The sequence below is a fragment of the Bacillus sp. IS1 genome, assembly GCF_032461585.1.
Lineage (GTDB): Bacteria > Bacillota > Bacilli > Bacillales > Bacillaceae > Bacillus > Bacillus velezensis.
In genome coordinates this window covers 756348-775704 of the sequence record NZ_JAWCWR010000002.1, presented here as the reverse complement: position 1 = coordinate 775704, position 19357 = coordinate 756348, and the positions used below count along the sequence as shown (strand labels likewise).

General features: G+C 49.2%; 15 protein-coding genes. 3 read left to right on the top strand and 12 right to left on the bottom strand.

Features of this window, described 5'->3' with window-relative positions; all coding sequences use genetic code 11:
* Positions 1–45: 45 nt before the first annotated feature.
* Positions 46–531, top strand: a complete 486-nt coding sequence (locus tag RUW00_RS11935) for a hypothetical protein (protein ID WP_025649280.1) — start codon at positions 46–48, stop codon at positions 529–531.
* A 36-nt stretch (positions 532–567) separates the two neighbouring features.
* On the opposite strand, the gene RUW00_RS11930 is transcribed toward RUW00_RS11935, so the two are convergent.
* From RUW00_RS11930 to RUW00_RS11910, 5 genes are all read right to left on the bottom strand, one after another.
* The gene (locus RUW00_RS11930; protein WP_280144623.1) at positions 568–2583 is read right to left on the bottom strand and encodes a Na+/H+ antiporter; all 2016 of its coding nucleotides are present in this window, start codon (positions 2581–2583) and stop codon (positions 568–570) included.
* Positions 2584–2931: 348 nt separating this feature from the next.
* Complete coding sequence (cysI, locus tag RUW00_RS11925; RefSeq protein WP_021494124.1) at positions 2932–4647, bottom strand: assimilatory sulfite reductase (NADPH) hemoprotein subunit; 1716 nt, start codon at positions 4645–4647, stop codon at positions 2932–2934.
* Between the two features lie 27 nt (positions 4648–4674).
* Positions 4675–6483: an assimilatory sulfite reductase (NADPH) flavoprotein subunit gene (locus RUW00_RS11920; protein WP_280144624.1), complete on the bottom strand. Its 1809-nt coding sequence runs from the start codon at positions 6481–6483 to the stop codon at positions 4675–4677.
* A 174-nt stretch (positions 6484–6657) separates the two neighbouring features.
* Positions 6658–8973, bottom strand: a complete 2316-nt coding sequence (gene helD, locus RUW00_RS11915) for an RNA polymerase recycling motor HelD (RefSeq protein ID WP_280144625.1) — start codon at positions 8971–8973, stop codon at positions 6658–6660.
* Between the two features lie 171 nt (positions 8974–9144).
* The gene (locus tag RUW00_RS11910) at positions 9145–9753 is read right to left on the bottom strand and encodes a trimeric intracellular cation channel family protein (RefSeq protein WP_007410017.1); all 609 of its coding nucleotides are present in this window, start codon (positions 9751–9753) and stop codon (positions 9145–9147) included.
* A gap of 222 nt (positions 9754–9975) precedes the next feature.
* Here RUW00_RS11910 and RUW00_RS11905 point away from each other — a divergent pair, with 222 nt between their 5' ends.
* Positions 9976–10776, top strand: a complete 801-nt coding sequence (locus tag RUW00_RS11905; RefSeq protein ID WP_031378345.1) for a zinc-dependent metalloprotease — start codon at positions 9976–9978, stop codon at positions 10774–10776.
* Positions 10777–10809: 33 nt separating this feature from the next.
* Here the strand turns inward: RUW00_RS11905 and RUW00_RS11900 are convergent, their stop codons facing one another.
* From RUW00_RS11900 to csoR, 6 genes are all read right to left on the bottom strand, one after another.
* A complete protein-coding gene (locus tag RUW00_RS11900) occupies positions 10810–11229 on the bottom strand; it encodes a disulfide oxidoreductase (protein WP_014305812.1) in 420 nt (139 codons plus the stop codon).
* A complete protein-coding gene (bdbD, locus tag RUW00_RS11895) occupies positions 11219–11890 on the bottom strand; it encodes a disulfide bond formation protein BdbD (RefSeq protein WP_032869683.1) in 672 nt (223 codons plus the stop codon). Before bdbD ends, RUW00_RS11900 begins: the two co-directional genes overlap by 11 nt.
* Before the next feature lie 117 nt (positions 11891–12007).
* The gene (locus tag RUW00_RS11890; protein WP_280144626.1) at positions 12008–14119 is read right to left on the bottom strand and encodes a heavy metal translocating P-type ATPase; all 2112 of its coding nucleotides are present in this window, start codon (positions 14117–14119) and stop codon (positions 12008–12010) included.
* Positions 14120–14268: 149 nt separating this feature from the next.
* Positions 14269–16698, bottom strand: coding sequence for a heavy metal translocating P-type ATPase (locus tag RUW00_RS11885; protein WP_280144627.1), 2430 nt, complete (start codon positions 16696–16698; stop codon positions 14269–14271).
* 83 nt (positions 16699–16781) lie between these two features.
* Positions 16782–16988: a copper chaperone CopZ gene (copZ, locus tag RUW00_RS11880; RefSeq protein WP_015240581.1), complete on the bottom strand. Its 207-nt coding sequence runs from the start codon at positions 16986–16988 to the stop codon at positions 16782–16784.
* Positions 16989–17063: 75 nt separating this feature from the next.
* Positions 17064–17369, bottom strand: coding sequence for a copper-sensing transcriptional repressor CsoR (gene csoR, locus RUW00_RS11875; protein ID WP_003151723.1), 306 nt, complete (start codon positions 17367–17369; stop codon positions 17064–17066).
* Positions 17370–17506: 137 nt separating this feature from the next.
* Here csoR and RUW00_RS11870 point away from each other — a divergent pair, with 137 nt between their 5' ends.
* A complete protein-coding gene (locus RUW00_RS11870; RefSeq protein ID WP_280144628.1) occupies positions 17507–18547 on the top strand; it encodes an oxidoreductase in 1041 nt (346 codons plus the stop codon).
* 45 nt (positions 18548–18592) lie between these two features.
* Here the strand turns inward: RUW00_RS11870 and azoRB are convergent, their stop codons facing one another.
* The gene (gene azoRB, locus RUW00_RS11865; protein WP_003151719.1) at positions 18593–19228 is read right to left on the bottom strand and encodes an FMN-dependent NADH-azoreductase AzoRB; all 636 of its coding nucleotides are present in this window, start codon (positions 19226–19228) and stop codon (positions 18593–18595) included.
* Between the last annotated feature and the right edge of the window lie 129 nt (positions 19229–19357).

The window sequence follows — 19357 nt, the reverse complement described above, 5'->3', positions numbered from 1 at the left end:
GTAAATCGCTACTGTAGCCACCACACAATTGAAGGAGGAAATCATATGAAACGTATGCGTATCCCGATGACCGTTGCCCTTGGCGCCGCTTTGTCTCTGACTCCTCTGTCCTTTGTATCCGCAAAAGAAACCCCGGTCCCTCAAAACATGGCACAGCAATCATCAGATGTCTCAGCAAAAGATGTCGGATTAAACATTGACGTTGACCTGCTCGGCATCGGCAATTCGATTGCTGACGCGATTAAGTCGGCGCAAAACCGTGACGGCTTCGTCAAAAACTTAATGGAATCTTCATTCTACGCTTCCGGACAAAAATATAACGTCATGGTGTTTAATTTAAGCCAGGAATATGAAGATCATTTTAACGGCGTTCAGTTTTACGGTTCCGCCGTTTATGACGGCATCACGTACGGCATTTGGGTGTTTGAAGACGGAAGCTTCACCAATAAAGGTGATGGCGGCTGGATCAACTGGGCCTTCAGAGGCTGGTTTGACCGCGACGGCGATCACGTCGAATTCCATCGTCCGTAATCAAAAAAAGTCCGGCGAACAGATGCCGGACTTTTTTTATTCACCTCCGTCAAGCATGGCCGCTTCCACATCATTGATGTATTGGCGAAGCTCATGTGACATATCGCGGGAAATTTCCCGCTCTTCGAATAATGTTTGGATTTCGTTGCGGATGGCCTGAACGGCCCGCAGTTTGATTTCAAGTTTTTGATTTTCAAAACGGCGGCTCGGACTCTGTTCGTGATACGAGTGCCCCAGCCTGAAAATCAAGTGATTGTAAAAGGAAATGACGGCAAGCGTCACATCTTTATTTTCTTCAGTCATGTGTTTTTTCAGGCTTTCAATGGCCGCTTTTGCCGTTTTAACCCTTGTGGTGCGGATGAGGCCTTCTTCATTTAAAATCGACATTTCCGGCTTTTTTTGTTCACCGAAAAAGATCCAGTACATCAGGCGTTTCAGCTTTTTCTTAGATAAGCCGACTTTAAACGGATTCGTATACAGCACTTCCAGTTCATCAAACCGTTCCTGAAGGCTGTCAGCCGTTTCTTCCGGTATGTCGCCCCGCTCAATCAGCCGCAGCAATTCTTCCTGTTCAGCCTGTATCCCTTGGGCGCGGACTTTCCGCTCATCTTTTTTCGTGCGGTTTTTGACGGTGAACTGCTGAAACCTGAGATTTTTCATTTTCTCATTGTATTCGGCAATGACCGCAAAAGAAGCCGTTTTGTTTGTCTCATTCATATTTTCTTTAATGGCGGTTAAGGCAGCTTTTATCAGCTTCCGTCTCGCTGTCAGCAATTTGACTTTCTTCTCTTTCACATTGTCTTCCGGCTTATCTGTCAAAATCGGCAGTACGATTGTCGCCAGCACCAATGTGCACATAATAACACCCGCGGCTAAAAAGAGAATCAAATTCCGTTCAGGAAACGGCGAGCCGTCAGAGAGCACGTACGGAATGGAAAAGGAACCCGCAAGCGTGACCGCTCCCCTGACGCCTGAAACCGAAATCAGCAGGGTCGAGCGCAGGCCGGGTTTATAAATGCTCTGATCCTTGTTAAAAAACCACTTGCCATTCCAAAAAAACAGCACCCACAAAAACCTGAGAATCATTAACGTCAGCGTAATGACGATAATGTACCCGATGACCATCATATTGTTAAACGCGGTATCATTAAAGATGACAGAAACCACATCCGGTATTTGCGCACCTAAAATAACGAAAACAAGACCGTTCAGAATGAATAAAATAATATTCCACGTACTTGAAGAGACGATTTGCAGTTTGACCATCGTTGATTCAAGACGGTCCTGCTCCACCGCATGCGTGATGCCGCCGGCCACAACCGCTAAAATGCCGGAAACGCCGATTTCTTCAGCCGCGAGATAGATGACGAACGGCGTCAGAATTTGAATCAGCATATGCATCGTGACATCCTGCATGCCGAGGCGGCGCAAAAACAGCCGGAAACGGATAATCAAAAAAGAAATGACAACACCGCTGAGTAAACCTCCGGCTGAAATCAGAACGAAACTGAAGGCGGCCTGCGCCAGCGAAAATGCGCCCGTCACGGCTGCCGCAATCGCAAATTTAAAAGCGACCAGGCCGGATGCGTCATTCATCAGTCCTTCTCCTTCAAGGAGACGCAGAATGCCTTTTGGCATCTTCACTCGCCCTGACAGCGCGCTGACCGCGACAACGTCAGTCGGTGACAGTATCGCCGCCAGCCCGAACGCGGCAGCCAGCGGAATGCTCGGAATCATCCAATGAATCGTGTAACCGCCGACAATCACCGTGGCAAACACGAGCCCGAGCGCAAGCAGCAAAATCGGCGCCCTTAAATTCCAAAGTTCCGCACGCGGCGTCCGTTTTCCATCGTTAAAAAGCAGCGGAGCGATAAACAAAACAAAAAACAATTCAGTATTCAGTTCAAAATGAAGCCCCTGCGGAAATGACGCCGCAATGATACCGAACGCCACCTGAATCAGAGGCACCGGGATAAAGGGGACAAACCGATTTACGATATTTGAGATCGCGATGATGGTTAAAAGTACGAGTACGACTAAAAATATGTCCAAAGCATGACCTCCTTCATCTGCTGCATCATATCATTATTGCCTGTTCTCTGCCTTTGCCAAAGGCCTGAGCCGATGATCGGGCAGATTCAATATATTTTCCGTACGCAACCATTCTTCTTTTATTTTACCCGTTTTTATTTAAAATTTCTCATAACGTGCTCACGGCGAACTTTTTTTGCCTTCAGCTACATTTTTTCCGGAAAAAGAAAAAGCCTGTTTTCTCTGAAAACAGGCTTTTTCGCAAGCTGCGTCATCTGTTTCATGACGCGGTGCAGCGCTTATGCTGCTTAGTAAAGGATAGAGAACGCACCGTCAGTGTGTCTCTATCCTTGGTTTTAAGTGCTCATCTTATTCGTGAAAATTCGTGCCGTCTGTCGTCGCTTTAATGATGCCCGCGCGGATGACGAAATCGCCGAAGTGTTCGCCTTCCTCACGCTCTTTCGCGTAGCGCGGGAGAATAGTGCGAAGCTCACTCAGGATTTCCTCTTCACCGATATTTTCCCGGTACATTTTGCTCAAACGGCTGCCGTCAAACGCCGCTCCTAAATACATATTATATTTTCCGGGCGCCTTTCCGATAAATCCGATTTCGCCGAGCGCATGGCGGGCGCAGCCATTCGGGCACCCGGTCATACGGATGGTGATTTCTTCATCCCGCAGCCCGTTTTCGTCAACAATGGCTTCAATCTTATCAATCAATTTCGGCAGATACCGCTCGGCTTCGGCCATGGCGAGCCCGCATGTCGGAAGCGCGACGCAAGCCATTGAACTGCGGCGGAGGGCGGAATGCTGCCGGCCGTCTGTCAGACCGTATTGTTCGATTAATGCGCTGATTTGTTTCTTTTTCTGGCTCGAGACATTGCCGATAATCAGGTTTTGATTAGAGGTGAGACGGAAATCTCCCGTATGGACTTTGGCGATTTCACGCAATCCCGTCATCAGCTTATAATTCTCATAGTCCGTGACGCGGCCGCCTTCGATAAACATTGTAAAGTGCCATTTACCTTTTACGCCCTTCACCCATCCGTAACGGTCGCCGTTATGGTCAAAATGATAAGGTTTCGCTTCATCCAGCTGCCAGCCGAGGCGGTTTTCCAGCTCGGCTTTTACGTTTTCCAGCCCGAGACGGTCAACGGTGTACTTGAATCTGGCATTCTTTCTGACGGAACGGTTTCCGTAATCGCGCTGAATCGTAATGGTTTTTTCCGCTACATCATACAGCTGCTCCGGTTTGCAGAAGCCGATGACTTTTGAAAGCTGCGGATAAGTGGCCGTATCGCCGTGCGTCATTCCCATACCGCCGCCGATTGCCACGTTGAATCCGATAAGTTTGCCTTCCTCCACGATGGCAATGAAGCCGAGATCTTGAGAAAAGACATCGATATCATTGGACGGAGGCACGGCGATTCCGATTTTGAATTTCCGCGGCAGGTACAGCGGCCCGTACATCGGTTCCGTTTCCGTGTCAGGAGTGCCCGCCACACGTTCCTCATCAAGCCAGATTTCATGATAGGCTCTCGTGCGCGGAAGAAGGTCATCGCTCAATTTCTTCGACCATTCGTATACTTCCGCATGAATTTCAGACTGGTGCGGATTTGAAGCGCACATGACGTTTCGGTTGACATCTCCGCAGGCCGCAATGGTATCAAGCAGCGCCGCATTGATTTTCTGAATCGTTTTTTTCATGTTCCATTTTAAAATTCCGTGCATTTGGAACGTTTCACGCGTTGTCAGCTTCAATGTATTGTTTCCGTATTTTTGCGCCAGTTCATCCATGACAAGCCATTGTTCCGGAGTTGACACGCCGCCCGGCATCCGGACGCGCAGCATGAACTGATAAGCCGGTTCAAGCTTTTGTTTTTGACGCTCATTACGGAGATCGCGGTCATCCTGCAAGTAGCTTCCGTGATGCTTCATCAGCCGGTTGTCTTCGTCCGGGATGCCGGCTGAAATCCGGTCGAGCATGACTTCTTTCAATGTGCCGCGCAAATAATCGCTTTTTTCTTTAATTTCCTCAACATCACTTGGAGGGCCTTCCGGCGCTTTTAAAATGTTGTTCACCATGCTGAATAAGCTCCTTTCAAACCAAAATCAATATACGTCACGCTGATAGCGTTTTTTCTGCTGCATGTCTGCCAGGAAGCTTTCCGCTTTTTCACGGCTCATGCCGCCTTCTTCCTGAATGATATCGAGAAGCGCCTGGTGCACGTCATGCGCCATATGCTGTTCATCACCGCAGATGTATACGGCGGCTCCCTGCTGCAGCCATTCATACAGCTCTTTGCTTTGTTCTTTCATGCGGTGCTGCACATATACCTTTTCCTCCGAATCCCGGGAAAAAGCGACGTCCATTTTTGTGAGAACACCGTTTTGCAGCCATTTTTGCCATTCCGTCTGGTACAGAAAATCAGTGACAAAGTGCTGATCCCCGAAGAACAGCCATGTTTTCCCTTCAGCTCCGGTTTCTTCACGCTCCTGCATAAAGGAACGGAACGGCGCGATGCCTGTCCCCGGCCCGACCATAATGACCGGTGTATCCGGATTTTCCGGCAGCTTGAAGTTTTGGTTGTGCTGAATGTAAATCGGAAGCGTATCTCCCGGCTGGAGTCTTTCCGCACACAGAATGCTGCAGACGCCTTTTCGTTCTCTGCCGTGCGCGTCATATCTGACCGCTCCGATTGTCAGATGCACCTCTTCCGGATTCGCTTCTAAACTGCTTGCGATCGAATAGAGCCGGGCCGGCATTTTACGCAGGATGGAAAGAAAGTCTTCCGCGGAAGCTTCCCACGGACCGAAATCCCGGACGAGATCAAGCAGATCACGGCCGTTGATGTATGCTTTCAACTGCTCTTCGTTTCCTTCGGCCAGAAGTTCACTCAGCTTTTGGTCAGCCGTAAACTGTGCGGCCTTTTGCAGGAACGGTTTTGTTAAGACGGTTATTTCAAAATGAGAAGTAAGCGCATCTTTCAGCGGGAGGCGCTCTCCTTGTTTATTCACCGCCACTTCCTGTTTTGGGTCCCATTTCAGCTCATTGATCAGCTCATCAACGAGCGCCGGATCATTTTCCGGATAGATGCCGAGGCTGTCTCCGGGCTGATACGCGAGGCCCGATCCTTCAAGCGAAAGCTCGAGATGGCGTGTTTCTTTATTCGAACCGCGTCCGTTCAGATTGATGTTCTCAAGAACCTCCGCCCGAAACGGGTTCGTTCTGGAATAAACGGATTCACCGAGAGCCGGCGTCTCGGCAGGCGCTTCGGCTGTTTGATTTCCCGCTCCTTCGTTCAAACCGCCGATGACCGCGTCAAGCCATTCCGCAAACGGCTCATCATAATCAAGATCGCAATCAACCCGCGGCGCAAGCTGGGTGCCGCCGAGCTCTTGAAGACGCTCGTCAAACTCTTTGCCGGTCTGGCAGAAAAATTCATACGAGCTGTCCCCGAGCGCCAAAACGGAGTAACGGAGCGCTTCAAGCTTCGGCGCGCGTCTGCCGTGAAGAAATTCATGAAAGGCCAGCGCGTTATCCGGCGGATCGCCTTCTCCGTGCGTGCTCACCACGATCAGTAAATTGTTTACTTTTTTCAGATTATTCGGCTTAAAATCGTTCATCGACGCGACGGTGACCTGGAATCCCCGTTCCTCAAGCGTCTTTACCGTCTGTTTCGCAAGACCTTCCGCATTTCCCGTTTGCGATCCGTATAATACGGTCACTTCTCTTGAGACTGCCGGGCTTTCTGCTGGAGCCGGGGCAGCGGGTGCGGCTGTTTCACCGGATTCGGACCGGGCCGCAGCCAAATAACCGCTCAGCCAGATTTTCTGTGATTCTGTCAAGGTCGGCAGAAGGCGGTTAAGGAGCTCTGCCTGCTCCTGATTAAACGGACTGTTCATGACCTGAAGTTGCAACGATATCCACCTCACAAGGAATTAAACGTAACGTACGTTATTTCTATAGGAATTGTCAAAATAATATTCTAATTGAAACTTTACCGAAAGTTTGTATGTAAGTAAAATATATAATCATGATGACAATGATTAAGATTACTAATGATAAAAAGCCCTTTGCACTTGGCAAAGGGCTTACACGAATAAGCCGGCGGGCACTTCTTTTATAAAAGGAGAGGGTTCTCCCGGAGACAATACGGTCAGATGATGCATCGCCCGCGTACAGGCCGTATATAACAACTTACGGTCATGTTCGCTTTTGTACTGGGCAGCAGAGGCGTCAGCGGCAATGACGGCGTCAAACTCAATGCCTTTTGCCAAATACACGGGAATGACGCATACCCCTTTTTGAAAAGGCTGGTTTTCTTTATTGATCAAGCGGACACCGCTCCCGTCGCTGACCGCCTGAAACACTTTTTTGGCTTCCGCGGCCGTTTTGCAGATGACGGCGACCGTCTCCCAGCCTTTTTGTCTGAGCTCCCGGATTGTATCCGCCAATTGTTCCCGCCGCGCATTTTCTGTATCCGTCCGCAAAACACGAGGTTTTTCCCCGTTCCGGTTAAAAGGCTCAATATCATCGCCGTCAGCCAGCAGCGCTTTCGTAAATTCAACAATCTGCCGCGTCGATCTGTAAGTCCGCTTCAGGCTGACATACTTTTCTGCACCATTGCGAAAGCAGCCGGCGAGGGAAGAAGGGCCCGTAATGGTGTGGGCATAAATCGACTGGCTGACATCACCGAGCACCGTCATCTTTGCCGCTGGGAAGATGCTTTGAATATACGTGAGCTGAAATGGGGAATAATCCTGCGCTTCATCAATGAAGACGTGCTTCATTTGTGTGTTTTTTCTTTTTCCTTCTAACAGATCCTGCAAATACAGATACGGGGCGGCATCTTCATACGGAAGTGACCGTTCTGCAAATGCGTTTCTGGTCAAAGCGCCGATGCTCTCCCAATGATCGGGCTTTTCATCAGCTCCCCAGTCTGAAAACAGCCCGAGATACATCCGTTTTATATCGAGAAAGCCGAGCCGTCTGACGGCCTGCTTAATCGGTTTAAAGGCTTTGCCGACAATAATGGCGCCAAGCAGCCGCTGTTCGCGCTGATGGTCGTCAAATGCAGGTTCATCATCTGCCGCCGGCTTCTTGAGTGTTTGATAAACTTCAGCATAGTCTTCCTTATCAAGCAGCTCGCTCTCCTGCAAGACCCATTCCTTCTTACGCTCCTTTTTTTCGAGAGCGCTGATTTCCGCGAGAAGCCATTCCGCTGTCAGCTCCGCTCTGTTCGGAATCGGCAGCTGCTGATCAAGCGAATAAAAATAGTCTTCAATCCGCTCTTTTGAAATCAGGATGTCTCCCCGGAAGCTGATCTGTTTACACATCAGGCCCGAGCCGGAAAGCGAGCCGGCATAGCGGTCAATCATGGCCTGGAAAGCTGATGACGCTTTGTAAGCAATGGCTGCGATCCTTACGGAAAGTGCGTCCTGGTTTTGTTCAGTCAGGCAATATTCAAGCTGCTCGTACGGGCTTTCACAATCAAACTTTCGTCCAAGCCGGCGGATGATATATTCCTGAAAGGTGGCCTGCTCCATATTCTCTTCTCCCAATTCCGGCAATACGGCGGACACATAACTGTTGAACAAAATGTTCGGGGAAAACAATACAATCTGACGGGCATCAAGCACCCCGCGCCCGCGGTACAGCAAGTAAGCGGCCCGCTGAAGCGCCGCGGATGTTTTCCCGCTTCCGGCGGCTCCCTGAACAATGAGATATTTGCTTTTTTCATCCCGGATGATTTCGTTCTGTTCTTTTTGGATGGTTGACACGATGTTTTTCATATGCTGTCCGGAATGACCGCTCAGCACCTCTTGCAGCATTTCGTCACCAATCGTCATATCCGTGTTAAACATCGCTTTAAGCGTCCCGTTTTTAATGATAAACTGCCGCTTCAGTGTGATGTCTCCCTCTATCGTTTCTTCCGGAACTTCATAGCGGGCTTTTCCCGGGGAATATTGATAGTAAAGAGATGAGATGGGCGCGCGCCAATCATAAATGAGAAATTGCTCGTTGTTTTCATCCATCAAAGAAGTCAGCCCGATATAAATCCGCTCGGAAGAGGACTCCCCTTTTTCCGTAAAATCGACACGGCCGAAGTAAGGAGAGGTTTTCAGCTTTTGGATTTTTTGAAGCTGCCGGTATTGAAGCCGATGAGTCCGTTCACGTTCAGAAAGCATTTCTGCCTGCTGTTTAATGCTTGAAAATGTCTCAGCCGCTTCGTGGGCATCATCCATATTCACGGTGACATCATCCCAAAACGTTTTTCTCAAGCCCACAATATCCTGCTTCAATCCGCCCGATGAGGCTTCAAGATGAGTTTGTTTCTGTTCCAGTTCCTTCATGACAAAATTGATTCTTTCCTGCTCTTCTTTCCACTCTTTATCACGTTTTGCCATCAGCGGCACCTCCGACATCAAGCTGACAAATCCGGCTTTCATCATACAAACATATATGCAACATATTATTCAGCATTATGGTCAAATACCCTTTTTCTTATCATATCGGGCGTCTTTTTTTATCAGAAGCCGTTATGAAAAAAAACCGATTTCGTTTGTGAAATCGGTTTTTTACTGATCTATATGATAGGAACGATTCGGCAGGCGCCACCTGAACACATAACTGCAGATGCGGCATGCCACAAGCACAAGAAACAGCACATACAAACCGGCGGCATCCCCGGCCCAGCCGAGGCCCACGATTAACCCTCCGAGCGCGGCCCAGACCGCATAAATTTCCGCCTTGAGCACAAGCGGCTTCCTGCCCGCGAGCAGATCCCGTATGATGCCGCCCCCGCTGCCGGTCAGGACCGCTGCCGCAATCACCGCACTGAGCGGATGGCCCATTTTCACGGCATATAAAGCGCCTTGGATGGCAAACGCCGAAAGCCCGATGGCATCGGATAGGTTGCCCCATTTACTCCAATGCCTTAACAGCAGCTTCGGAAACAAAAAGACAATCGTAACTGATGCGAGAGCGATTTGAAAAAACGCGCCTTGCTCCCACAAGGCGGAGACCGGAACACCGATCAGCAGATTTCGGATGGCTCCTCCGCCGAACGCCGTTACAATCCCCAAAATATACACGCCTAAAATATCATACTCCTCTTCCATCGCAACAATCGCTCCGCTGACCGCAAACGCAATGATGCCGATTACACTAAGCAGCTCCCAGGCCATTCCATATGCTCCTTTTTATTTGTTAAATTTTCTGACGACCATTAGATTTTATAATCGCTTTCTCTTAAAATCAACCTTATTTTTGAAAGATTCTGATTCCTAATCCGGGACAACCTCACCCGCAACGGCTGAGAGCGAGAGTATTTTCCTATTTTATACTTTAATGGAAGGTTTATTAGAAGTTTCATTGAATACTTTCTCTAACAAAAAGGGGGTTATGAGATGAAAATCAGTTCACTTGTTTTTCCTGTTTTATTGGCCGCCGGATTCATTCCCGGCCTGCCGTCAGCCGAAAGCCATACACATTCGCACACTCATGCGGAGCCGGCGAAAACGGTGTATACAGACCCGCTTCCGAAAGCCGATCATTTTAAAGATCTGAAGGGCCCGGTCCAAGTTGAACAGACGGTTGACACAAAAATTCTGGATGAAAACGGCAAGCAGGTCGGCACGAAACGATTTAATGCCAATGTCAGTCAGGATAAAGCCTCAACTAAAGCCAGTACGGGCAGCCAGAAGGTCAGAGTGCTGGCGGTGGCGGACGCTGAATACCGCGCCAAATACAGCGACTGGCAAACGCGAATCGTCCAGATCGTGGAGCAGGCGGATGTCGCTTTTAACCGTGATCACAACATTGATTTCGTCGTACAGGCCGTGCAGGCTTGGAATTCCTCCGGCTCAAACAGTTCTCAGATTTTATCGAATCTCCAAGGCAGCTTCAGAAATCAAAATTATCATTTTGTCGTCGGTTTTACCGCAAAATCAAGTTTTGACGCCGGCGGTATCGCGTATGTATATAACGGCAAACCGAGCGGCCCTGCTTTCAGCGTGAACCTTGATCAAGGAACGGCCAACACGGCGAAAGCGGCACAGCACGAGTTTTCCCATAACTTCGGACTTCAGCATGACGCCCAAGGCAGCGGCATCCGCTGCGTCATGAATTATGATTATGCCTATTCCGTGGATATTTGGGACAGCTCCCATAACAGACAGATTGAGACAAACAAAGCTTGGTACAAATAATAGAAAAAGAGCCGCTCCTATGGAGCAGGCTCTTTATTTTGCCGTGCGTTCCGTTTTGACAAAACACATGCAGATCATAATGAGAATAAATGCCGTCAATGCCAGGAAAGGAATGGTAATGAAACCGAACCAGTTAATATATTCAGAAGAGCAAGGCACGCCGTAGACACACGGCTTGATGCCGCTGAAACCGGGGACCTTCTGCTCAAGGTAATGCATGATCGATATAAACGCGCCGATGACGGCCATCGGCAGCACATATTTTTTCACGCGCGTGTCACCCTGGAAGGTGGCGATTCCTAAAATCAGGACAAGCGGGTACATGAGAATTCTTTGATACCAGCACAGCTCGCACGGTATGAATTTTCTGATCTCGCTGAAATATAGGCTGCCGAGCATGGCAGCAAGAGCTATCACCCAAGAAGCATATAAAAATACGATTCTATTTTTCATTTTTCAGCTCTTTCTTAATCGTTTTTGAAATCTCCTCATAATCAGAGAATTTTTTAATCACTTTGTTATTAACGTAAATCGTCGGTGTCGCCGTAATGTTTAATTTATCATTCAGGTCAGTGTCAGCTTTCAGCTCTTTTGCAAATGTCTCTTTATCAAGGTTTTCCTTCAGCTTGTCAGGATCAACCTTTTTCGCGGTGCTTTTGACCGTTTTTTCAAGCAATGCAGGCGTGACCCATTCCTGTTCGCTTGACGGCTGCTGTTCAAACAGCTTTTCATGGAATGCCCAGAATGATGCCGGGTCTTCTTTCCACACCTCTTCTGAAGCAAGAGCCGCCAGACGCGAGCCGCTTCCGTGGTACATGACGTTCACAAATGAAAATTTCACGTCGCCTTTATCGATAAAATCTTTTTTGATTTTCGGAAAGATATCGCTGTTAAATACTTTGCATGACGGACATTTGTAATCTCCGAATTCAACTACCGTAACAGGCGCGCTGTCTTTGCCGAGCACGGGCTGTCCTTTAATGGAAGGCTGTTCGGCGACTGTTTCGCCCGCTTTTTCCGTTTGGTTGTTAATAATTACGATGGCCGCAAATAAAACGACAACGATTAACGTCAGTATCACCGCAAATTTCGCAGACGATTGTTTCTTTTTCACTCAGACACCTCATTGTTTTTAAAATAAAAAAGAAGCGGATGCCGGATGGCCCGCTTCTCTATTTTACCAAGACAACCTTGTTTAAGAAAACCCTGAAAAACGAATTATCTTTGACAATTATTCCGCTTTCACTCTCATGACGCGCATCGCGTTGGCAACGGCGATCAGCGTGACGCCTACATCTGAAAAGACCGCTTCCCACATGGTGGCAAATCCGAATGCGCCAAGCAGGAGAAAAATGATTTTTACGCCTAAAGCAAATCCGATGTTCTGCCAGACGATCCGGCGTGTGCGGCGTGCAATCCGGATGGCTTCGGCTGCTTTTGACGGCTGGTCTGTCATCAGGACGACATCGGCCGCTTCGACGGCGGCATCAGAGCCGAGAGCCCCCATGGCAGCTCCGATGTCAGCTCTGGCAAGCACAGGCGTATCATTAATCCCGTCGCCGACAAACATCAGTTTTTCATTCGGTGCAAGCGCCGCTTCAAGTTCTTCGACGCGGTCTACCTTGTCACCCGGCAAAAGCTCTGTGTACACGTCATCAATACCGAGCTCTCGGCCGACAGCTTCTCCGGTCTGCTTTGAATCACCCGTCAGCATCACTGTCCGCTTCACGCCGAGCGCTTTTAAATTGGCAATGGCCTGTTTGGCGTCCTCTTTGATTTCGTCGGCGATCACGATCGCCCCCGCATACCGCTGATCAACGGCGACATAGACGACGGTTCCGTTGTTTTCAGCTGTGCCCGAAGCGATTTGTTCTTTTGCCATCAGTTTTTGATTTCCGGCCAAAATCGTTGATCCGCCGATTTTCACCCGAATGCCGTGTCCGGGTATTTCTTCATATTCTTCAATCTCGTCTGCCGCGAGCGGTTGATTGTAAGCTTCACGGATGGAAGAAGCAATCGGATGATTGGAATGGGCTTCTGCGAGCGCGGCCGCATGAAGCAGGCTGTCTTTCGTAAATCCCGCCGCCGGCTTGATATCAGTAACGGCGAAATTGCCTTTCGTTAAGGTTCCCGTTTTATCAAACACGGCGTATGCCACCTGATTGAGCGCTTCTAAATAGTTGCTGCCTTTCACGAGCACCCCTGCTTTAGACGCAGCCCCGATACCGCCGAAAAACCCGAGCGGAATGGAGACGACGAGTGCGCACGGACAAGAAATCACAAGGAAAATCAGCGCGCGGTACACCCAGTCGGATAGCGCCGCTGAAGGCACGAGAAGCGGCGGTAAAAAGGCGAGAAGCACCGCAACAATGACAACGGCCGGTGTATAATACTTGGCAAACTTCGTAATAAAGTTTTCCGTTTTCGCTTTACGTCCGGCCGCATTTTCGACCAGATCCAATATTTTTGACACGGCAGAGTCTTCATATCCTTTAGAGGTTTCAATATGAAGCACGCCGTTCTGATTCATAAATCCGGCCATCACATCTTGCCCCGGCTCCGCTTTTCTCGGCACGGATTCGCCCGTTAAAGCGGATGTATCAACCATCGAAGAACCGCTCAGCACCTTTCCGTCCAGCGGAATCCGTTCTCCGGGATTCACGACGATGACCTGTCCGACTTTGACGTCCTGCGGCGGAACGGCAGTCATGCCGTTTTCCGTTTTCACATTGGCGTACTCAGGACGGATGTCCAATAACGCGCTGATCGATTTTCTGGATCGGCTGACGGCCGCTCCCTGAAACAATTCACCGATTTGGTAGAACAGCATGACCGCGACGCCTTCCGGATACTGATGAATCACAAATGCGCCGATCGTGGCAAGCGCCATCAGAAAATGCTCATCAAATACCTGGCCGCGGACAATGTTTTTTCCCGCTCTGGCTACGATATCGCCGCCGATGATCAAATATGAAGCAAAAAAGAGCAGAAACTCAAGGACGGCGCCCGTGTGCGCGAAGTAAGCGATGACGGCCAAAACGGCTCCCGCTGCCAGCCTCACTAACATCAGCTGCAGCTTTTTGCGGTATTCATTCTCGCCGGGTTTATCTTCATGTTTCGCACGGACGGTCACATGAGGATCAATGGACTTTACTTTTTTCGCGACTTCGTCTTTCATCCATTGCTCGTTTTTGCCGCCGGCTGAGACCGTGATGGTGCTTGCCGCAAAATTGACAGCACAGCCGTCTATGCCGTCAATGGCTTTTACGCCGTTTTCTATTTTTTTTGCACAGTTGCTGCAATCAAGTCCGTCTAATACAAATTCACCTTTGGCTGCTTTCATTTTCGACTCACCCTACTTTCCGTAATAGGATTCCCATAACATCAATACAGCTAAACGAATTTATATATATGAACATATACTCATATATGTGTTTTCTCTATTATATGCAGGCTTTGAATAAAGTGTCAATAAAAAAGACAAAACAGGCATCAGCCCATTTTGTCTTTTTTCACCTTCTGTAAACGCAAAGCATTAAGCACGACCGATACTGAGCTGAACGCCATGGCAGCGCCTGCCACCCACGGGGCCAGAAAGCCGGACGCCGCAATCGGAATGCCGATGCTGTTGTATCCCAATGCCCAGCCTAAATTCTGCTTGATGTTTCTCATGGTCAGCCTGCTCATGCCGATGGCGTCGGCAATGCCGTTCAGGTCACCGCGGATCAGCGTAATATCCGCCGCTTCCATTGCGATATCTGTGCCGGTGCCGATGGCCATTCCGATATCGGCCACAGCCAGCGCCGGAGCATCATTGATGCCGTCACCGACCATCGCCACGCGCCGGCCTTCTTTTTGCAGCCGGGAAATTTCCGCCGCCTTTTGTTCGGGAAGCACTTCGGCGATCACGCTGCCGATGCCCGCGGCTTTTGCAATGGCTTCCGCGGTCTTTTTGTTGTCACCGGTCATCATGATGACGTCAAGCCCCATGTCCTTCAGGCGTTTCACCGCGGCCGGAGATGTTTCTTTGATTGTATCGGCGACTGCGATAAGCCCCGCCGCTTTGCCGTCTGCCGCAATAAGCATCACCGTTTTTCCTTCCGCCTCCAAGCGGGCCATGTGCGGAAGCAGCGCCTCATGTTCAATGTGTTCTGATTCCATCAGCCGTCTTGATCCGGCAAGAATCGTTCTGCCGTCAGCCTCGGCGTATATTCCGGAACCGATCCGGGCTTGGAACCGGGTGATTTTCGGGATGGCAATCCCCCGTTTTTCGGCTCCTGACACGATGGCTTCTCCAAGCGGGTGCTCTGATCCCGTTTCGGCGGCCGCCGCCAGCCGCAGGAGTTCCTCTTCGTTCATTCCCTCTGCCGGTACGGCATCTGTCAGAACAGGTCTGCCGTTTGTCACCGTTCCTGTTTTATCCAGTACGATTGTCGTCAGACGCTGTGTTTTTTCTAAATGCTCTCCGCCTTTAAAAAGAATGCCGAATTCAGCTGCGCGGCCGGAGCCCGCCATAATGCTCGTCGGAGTGGCGAGCCCGAGTGCGCACGGACAGGCAATGACAAGCACGGCGATGAATTTGCCGATCGCTTCAGAAAACTGTCCCGGCGCGGCCCATACATACCAAATGAGAAAAGTCAGCACGGCCAGCCCCAGCACAATCGGGACGAAAATGCCTGAAATGTGATCCGCGAGCCGCTGAATGGGGGCTTTTGATCCTTGGGCTTCTTCCACGATTTTAATAATGTGTGCAAGCGCAGTATCTTTCCCGACATTTACCGCTCTGATTTTGAGAAAGCCGTTTGCATTGATCGTCGCCCCGGTGACGGTGCTTCCGGGAGACTTATCGACAGGCATGCTCTCTCCCGTAATCATCGATTCATCAATTGCGGAATGGCCTTCAATCACTTCGCCATCGACAGGGACGCGTTCTCCCGGTTTCACGTATACGATGTCCCCCGTCCGGACCTCATCAATCGGAATCACCTGTACCTTCCCTTCCCGCTCAACCGCCGCCGTCTTCGCCTGAAGCTTCATTAACTTTTTAATCGCTTCTGATGAGCGGCCTTTCGCTTTCATCTCTAAAAGCTTTCCAAGCAAAATCAAAGTCAGCAGAATGGCGCTCGTTTCATAATAAAGCCCCTCAACATGTCCGTCTCGTCCGAGAGACGCAATCGTCATGTACAGGCTGTATGCGTAAGCGGCCGTCGTTCCGAGCGCAACGAGAACATCCATATTGGCGCTTTTGTTTCTCAGCGCCTTGTACGCCCCCGTATAAAAAGGCCAGCCGATGACGAGCTGCACCGGGGTGGCAAGCGCGAATTGCAGCCACGGATTCATCAGGATATCCGGCATCCAGATAAAAGAAGTAAAAGAAAAATGGCTGACCATCGACCATAGAAGCGGAAAGGAGAGAACGGCAGAAAATATCAGCCTGATCAGCTGTTTTCGCTGCTCTTTCTCCTTTTGGGATAATCCGCCGTCTCCATCAACCGCTTTCTTCTCGTCTAATCTGTAGCCAAGTTTTGCCACGGTCTCTTTCAGCTCTTTCGGTGTCACCTCTTTCGGATTGTATTCAACGGTGACTGTTTCCAGTGCGAAATTCACCGGTGCGCTGTCAACTCCCCCTATTTTGTTCAGGCGCTTTTCAATCCGGTTGGCGCAAGCGGCCCATGTCATGCCTTCAATCTGAAACTCGGCTTTTTCCGTCACGACGTGATAGCCGAGTTTTTCAATTTTTTCTTTTATGGCGCTTGCTTCGATTTTGTCAGGGTGATAGGAAATGTTTGAAGTCTCAAGCGCAAGATTGACGGAAGCGTCATTGACGCCGTCCATCCGTTTCAGCCCTTTTTCAATTCTTGAAGCGCAGGCAGCGCATGTCATGCCCCCCACTTGAATGGTCATTTCTTTCGGTTCACTCAATGTCCTCATCTCTCTTCATAAACCCCAGGGGGGTATAATTATGATAAAAGAAAACCGCGCCCGTTTCCGCAGCGCGATAAATCCTATACGACGTCATAACCTTGATCTTCAATCGCGTCTTTTATATCTGATACGGAGACTTTGTTCTCATCAAACGTCACATCCACCTGTCCGGCTTCCAATTTCACCTGAACCGCCGTCACTCCGTTCAGTTCTCCTACTCCGGTCTCTACTGCTTTGACGCAGTGCTGACAGGACATGCCTTCGACTTGCAGTGTTTTTTGTTCCATGATGATTCCCTCCACGTCTTGTTTTTTCTTCTTCATGTTACCATACCCCTGTAGGGTATTTCAAAACATTTTATTTTACGATTTTGCGATTTTTTTCACAACGTCAAGCAGCTCGGCAATCGCCTGCTCCCCGTTTCCGCTCTCAATGGCGCCGGCTACGCAGTGATGGGCGTGATCTTCCAGCAGATGAAACGCGACTTTCTGCATGGCTGCCTGTACGGCTGAAATCTGCACGAGAATATCCACGCAGTATCGTTCGTTATCCACCATATTCTGAATGCCCCTGACCTGGCCTTCAATCCGTTTCAGCCGGTTCAGGATCTGATCTTTTTCTTTGGCGCTTTTATGATTTAACGATTGATGCTCGGTATGTTTGTCCATTTTCCACCTCGGTTTTTTCTTCGTTATCTCCATTATACAGACTTGAAAATCCGGTGTAAAAAATTTTCAACACACAAGTTTTACCAGTACTCCCGCGGGGTATATAATGTTATCACATATCAAGAGGGGGAAATTCATTGAAAACGATACAGGTTGGCATATTGGGATATGGTTTGTCGGGTAAAGTTTTTCATGCGCCGCTTTTGGACGTCCTTGATGATTATCAGATCAAAAAAGTCATGACCTCCAGAACAGAGGAGGTCAAACGTGATCTGCCGGGGGTTGAAGCCGTACGCGCGATTGAAGACATTACCGGTGATCCTGACATTGATCTCGTCATTGTTACGACACCGAGCGGAATGCATTATGAATCAGCGATGAAATGCCTCCTGGCGGGAAAACACACCGTCGTGGAAAAACCGATGACGGCGACTTCAGCAGAAGCGGAGGAACTGAGAAGAACGGCTGAAGATAAAGGCGTCTTACTGAGCGTGTATCACAACCGGCGGTGGGACAATGACTTTTTAACGATACAAAAGCTGATTCGGGACGGGGCGCTTCAAGACATTCATACATATCAAGTCAGCTACGATCTATACAACCCGGTTGTACAGGAAAAATGGCGCGAAAAGAACGGACCCGCCACGGGAACGCTGTATGATCTCGGTTCACATATTATTGACCAGACACTTCTGCTTTTCGGAATGCCGGAATCCGTCACCGCACATATGATGAAGCAGCGGGACAACAGCGAAACCGTTGATAATTTTCTGGCCGCGCTCCATTACGGCAAACTTCAGGTCATCCTTCAATCCGGCTCCATGAATGCGGCAAGCGGCCCGCGCTATCAGATTCACGGACGGAATGCAAGCTTTATCAAATACGGAATGGATGGGCAGGAAGATGCGCTTTTAGCGGGCAAAAAGCCGGTTGACGACAGCTGGGGCGCCGATGATCCTGACAACTTCGGAGAGCTGACAACCGCAGCGGATGAGAAAAGGCATACAGAAACAATCCCCTCTGAGAACGGCTCTTACCTTACGTACTACAAACTGCTGGCAGACAGCATCTTAAACGGAAAACCGCTTCCCGTTACGGCAAAAGAAGGCATCGATGTCATCCGTGTTATTGAAGCGGCGATGAAAAGCAGCGAACAAAAACGGACGATTGCCCTTTAATATGAAAAACCTCCCAGCCGTGTCAGCTGGGAGGTTTTTTTACGATCAGAATGATTTTCCGGCTTCTTTCGCGCGGGCAATCGCATCTTCTTTAATTTGCTGTGCTTTATTCGGTTCAGCATTATGGCCTTCAACGATTAATCCGTCGAAAGAAGGAACGCCGAAGAAGTTCATCATGATGCCGATGTAACGGTGGCCCATTTCCATGTCAGCCGCCGGTCCTTCAGAGTAATAGCCTCCGCGCGCCTGAATGTGGAGCGCTTTTTTGTCAGTCAACAGACCGATCGGGCCTTGCTCTGTATATTTGAATGATTTTCCGGCTACAGCAACGGAATCAAGGTACGCTTTCATAACCGGCGGGAATGAGAAGTTCCAAAGCGGTGTGACGAATACGTATTTGTCAGCTGACGCGAATTGATCGCTCAGCTCGTTCAGACGGCCGACTTTCGCCTTTTCGTTTTCAGAAAGCTCTTCAAAACCTGTGCCGGATTGAAGTTTTCCCCAGCCGCTGAATACATCCGCGTCGATATGAGGAATGTTCTCTTTGTAAAGGTCGATATGTACAACCTCATCATTCGGGTTTGATTCTTTATAAGAATCGATAAACGCTTTTCCTGTCGCCATGCTGTAAGATGTCTTTTCATCATGAGGATGAGCAGTGATATAAAGTACTTTTGCCATTATAAACAGCCCTTTCGTTTTCAGATTACACACACATTTATTATGAAATATGAATGTTTTTTTATACTGATCAGTTCTGTAATAATTATAGTTACAAAAAAATCATTTAGCAACAATAATATCTCGAAA

Coding starts and splice junctions, on each gene's coding strand:
- RUW00_RS11935 (WP_025649280.1), top strand. CDS start 46: ATGAAACGTATGCGTATCCCGATGACCGTTGCCCTTGGCGCCGCTTTG.
- cysI (WP_021494124.1), bottom strand. CDS start 4,647: ATGGTGAACAACATTTTAAAAGCGCCGGAAGGCCCTCCAAGTGATGTT.
- helD (WP_280144625.1), bottom strand. CDS start 8,973: ATGGCAAAACGTGATAAAGAGTGGAAAGAAGAGCAGGAAAGAATCAAT.
- RUW00_RS11910 (WP_007410017.1), bottom strand. CDS start 9,753: ATGGCCTGGGAGCTGCTTAGTGTAATCGGCATCATTGCGTTTGCGGTC.
- RUW00_RS11905 (WP_031378345.1), top strand. CDS start 9,976: ATGAAAATCAGTTCACTTGTTTTTCCTGTTTTATTGGCCGCCGGATTC.
- RUW00_RS11900 (WP_014305812.1), bottom strand. CDS start 11,229: ATGAAAAATAGAATCGTATTTTTATATGCTTCTTGGGTGATAGCTCTT.
- RUW00_RS11890 (WP_280144626.1), bottom strand. CDS start 14,119: ATGAAAGCAGCCAAAGGTGAATTTGTATTAGACGGACTTGATTGCAGC.
- copZ (WP_015240581.1), bottom strand. CDS start 16,988: ATGGAACAAAAAACACTGCAAGTCGAAGGCATGTCCTGTCAGCACTGC.
- csoR (WP_003151723.1), bottom strand. CDS start 17,369: ATGGACAAACATACCGAGCATCAATCGTTAAATCATAAAAGCGCCAAA.
- azoRB (WP_003151719.1), bottom strand. CDS start 19,228: ATGGCAAAAGTACTTTATATCACTGCTCATCCTCATGATGAAAAGACA.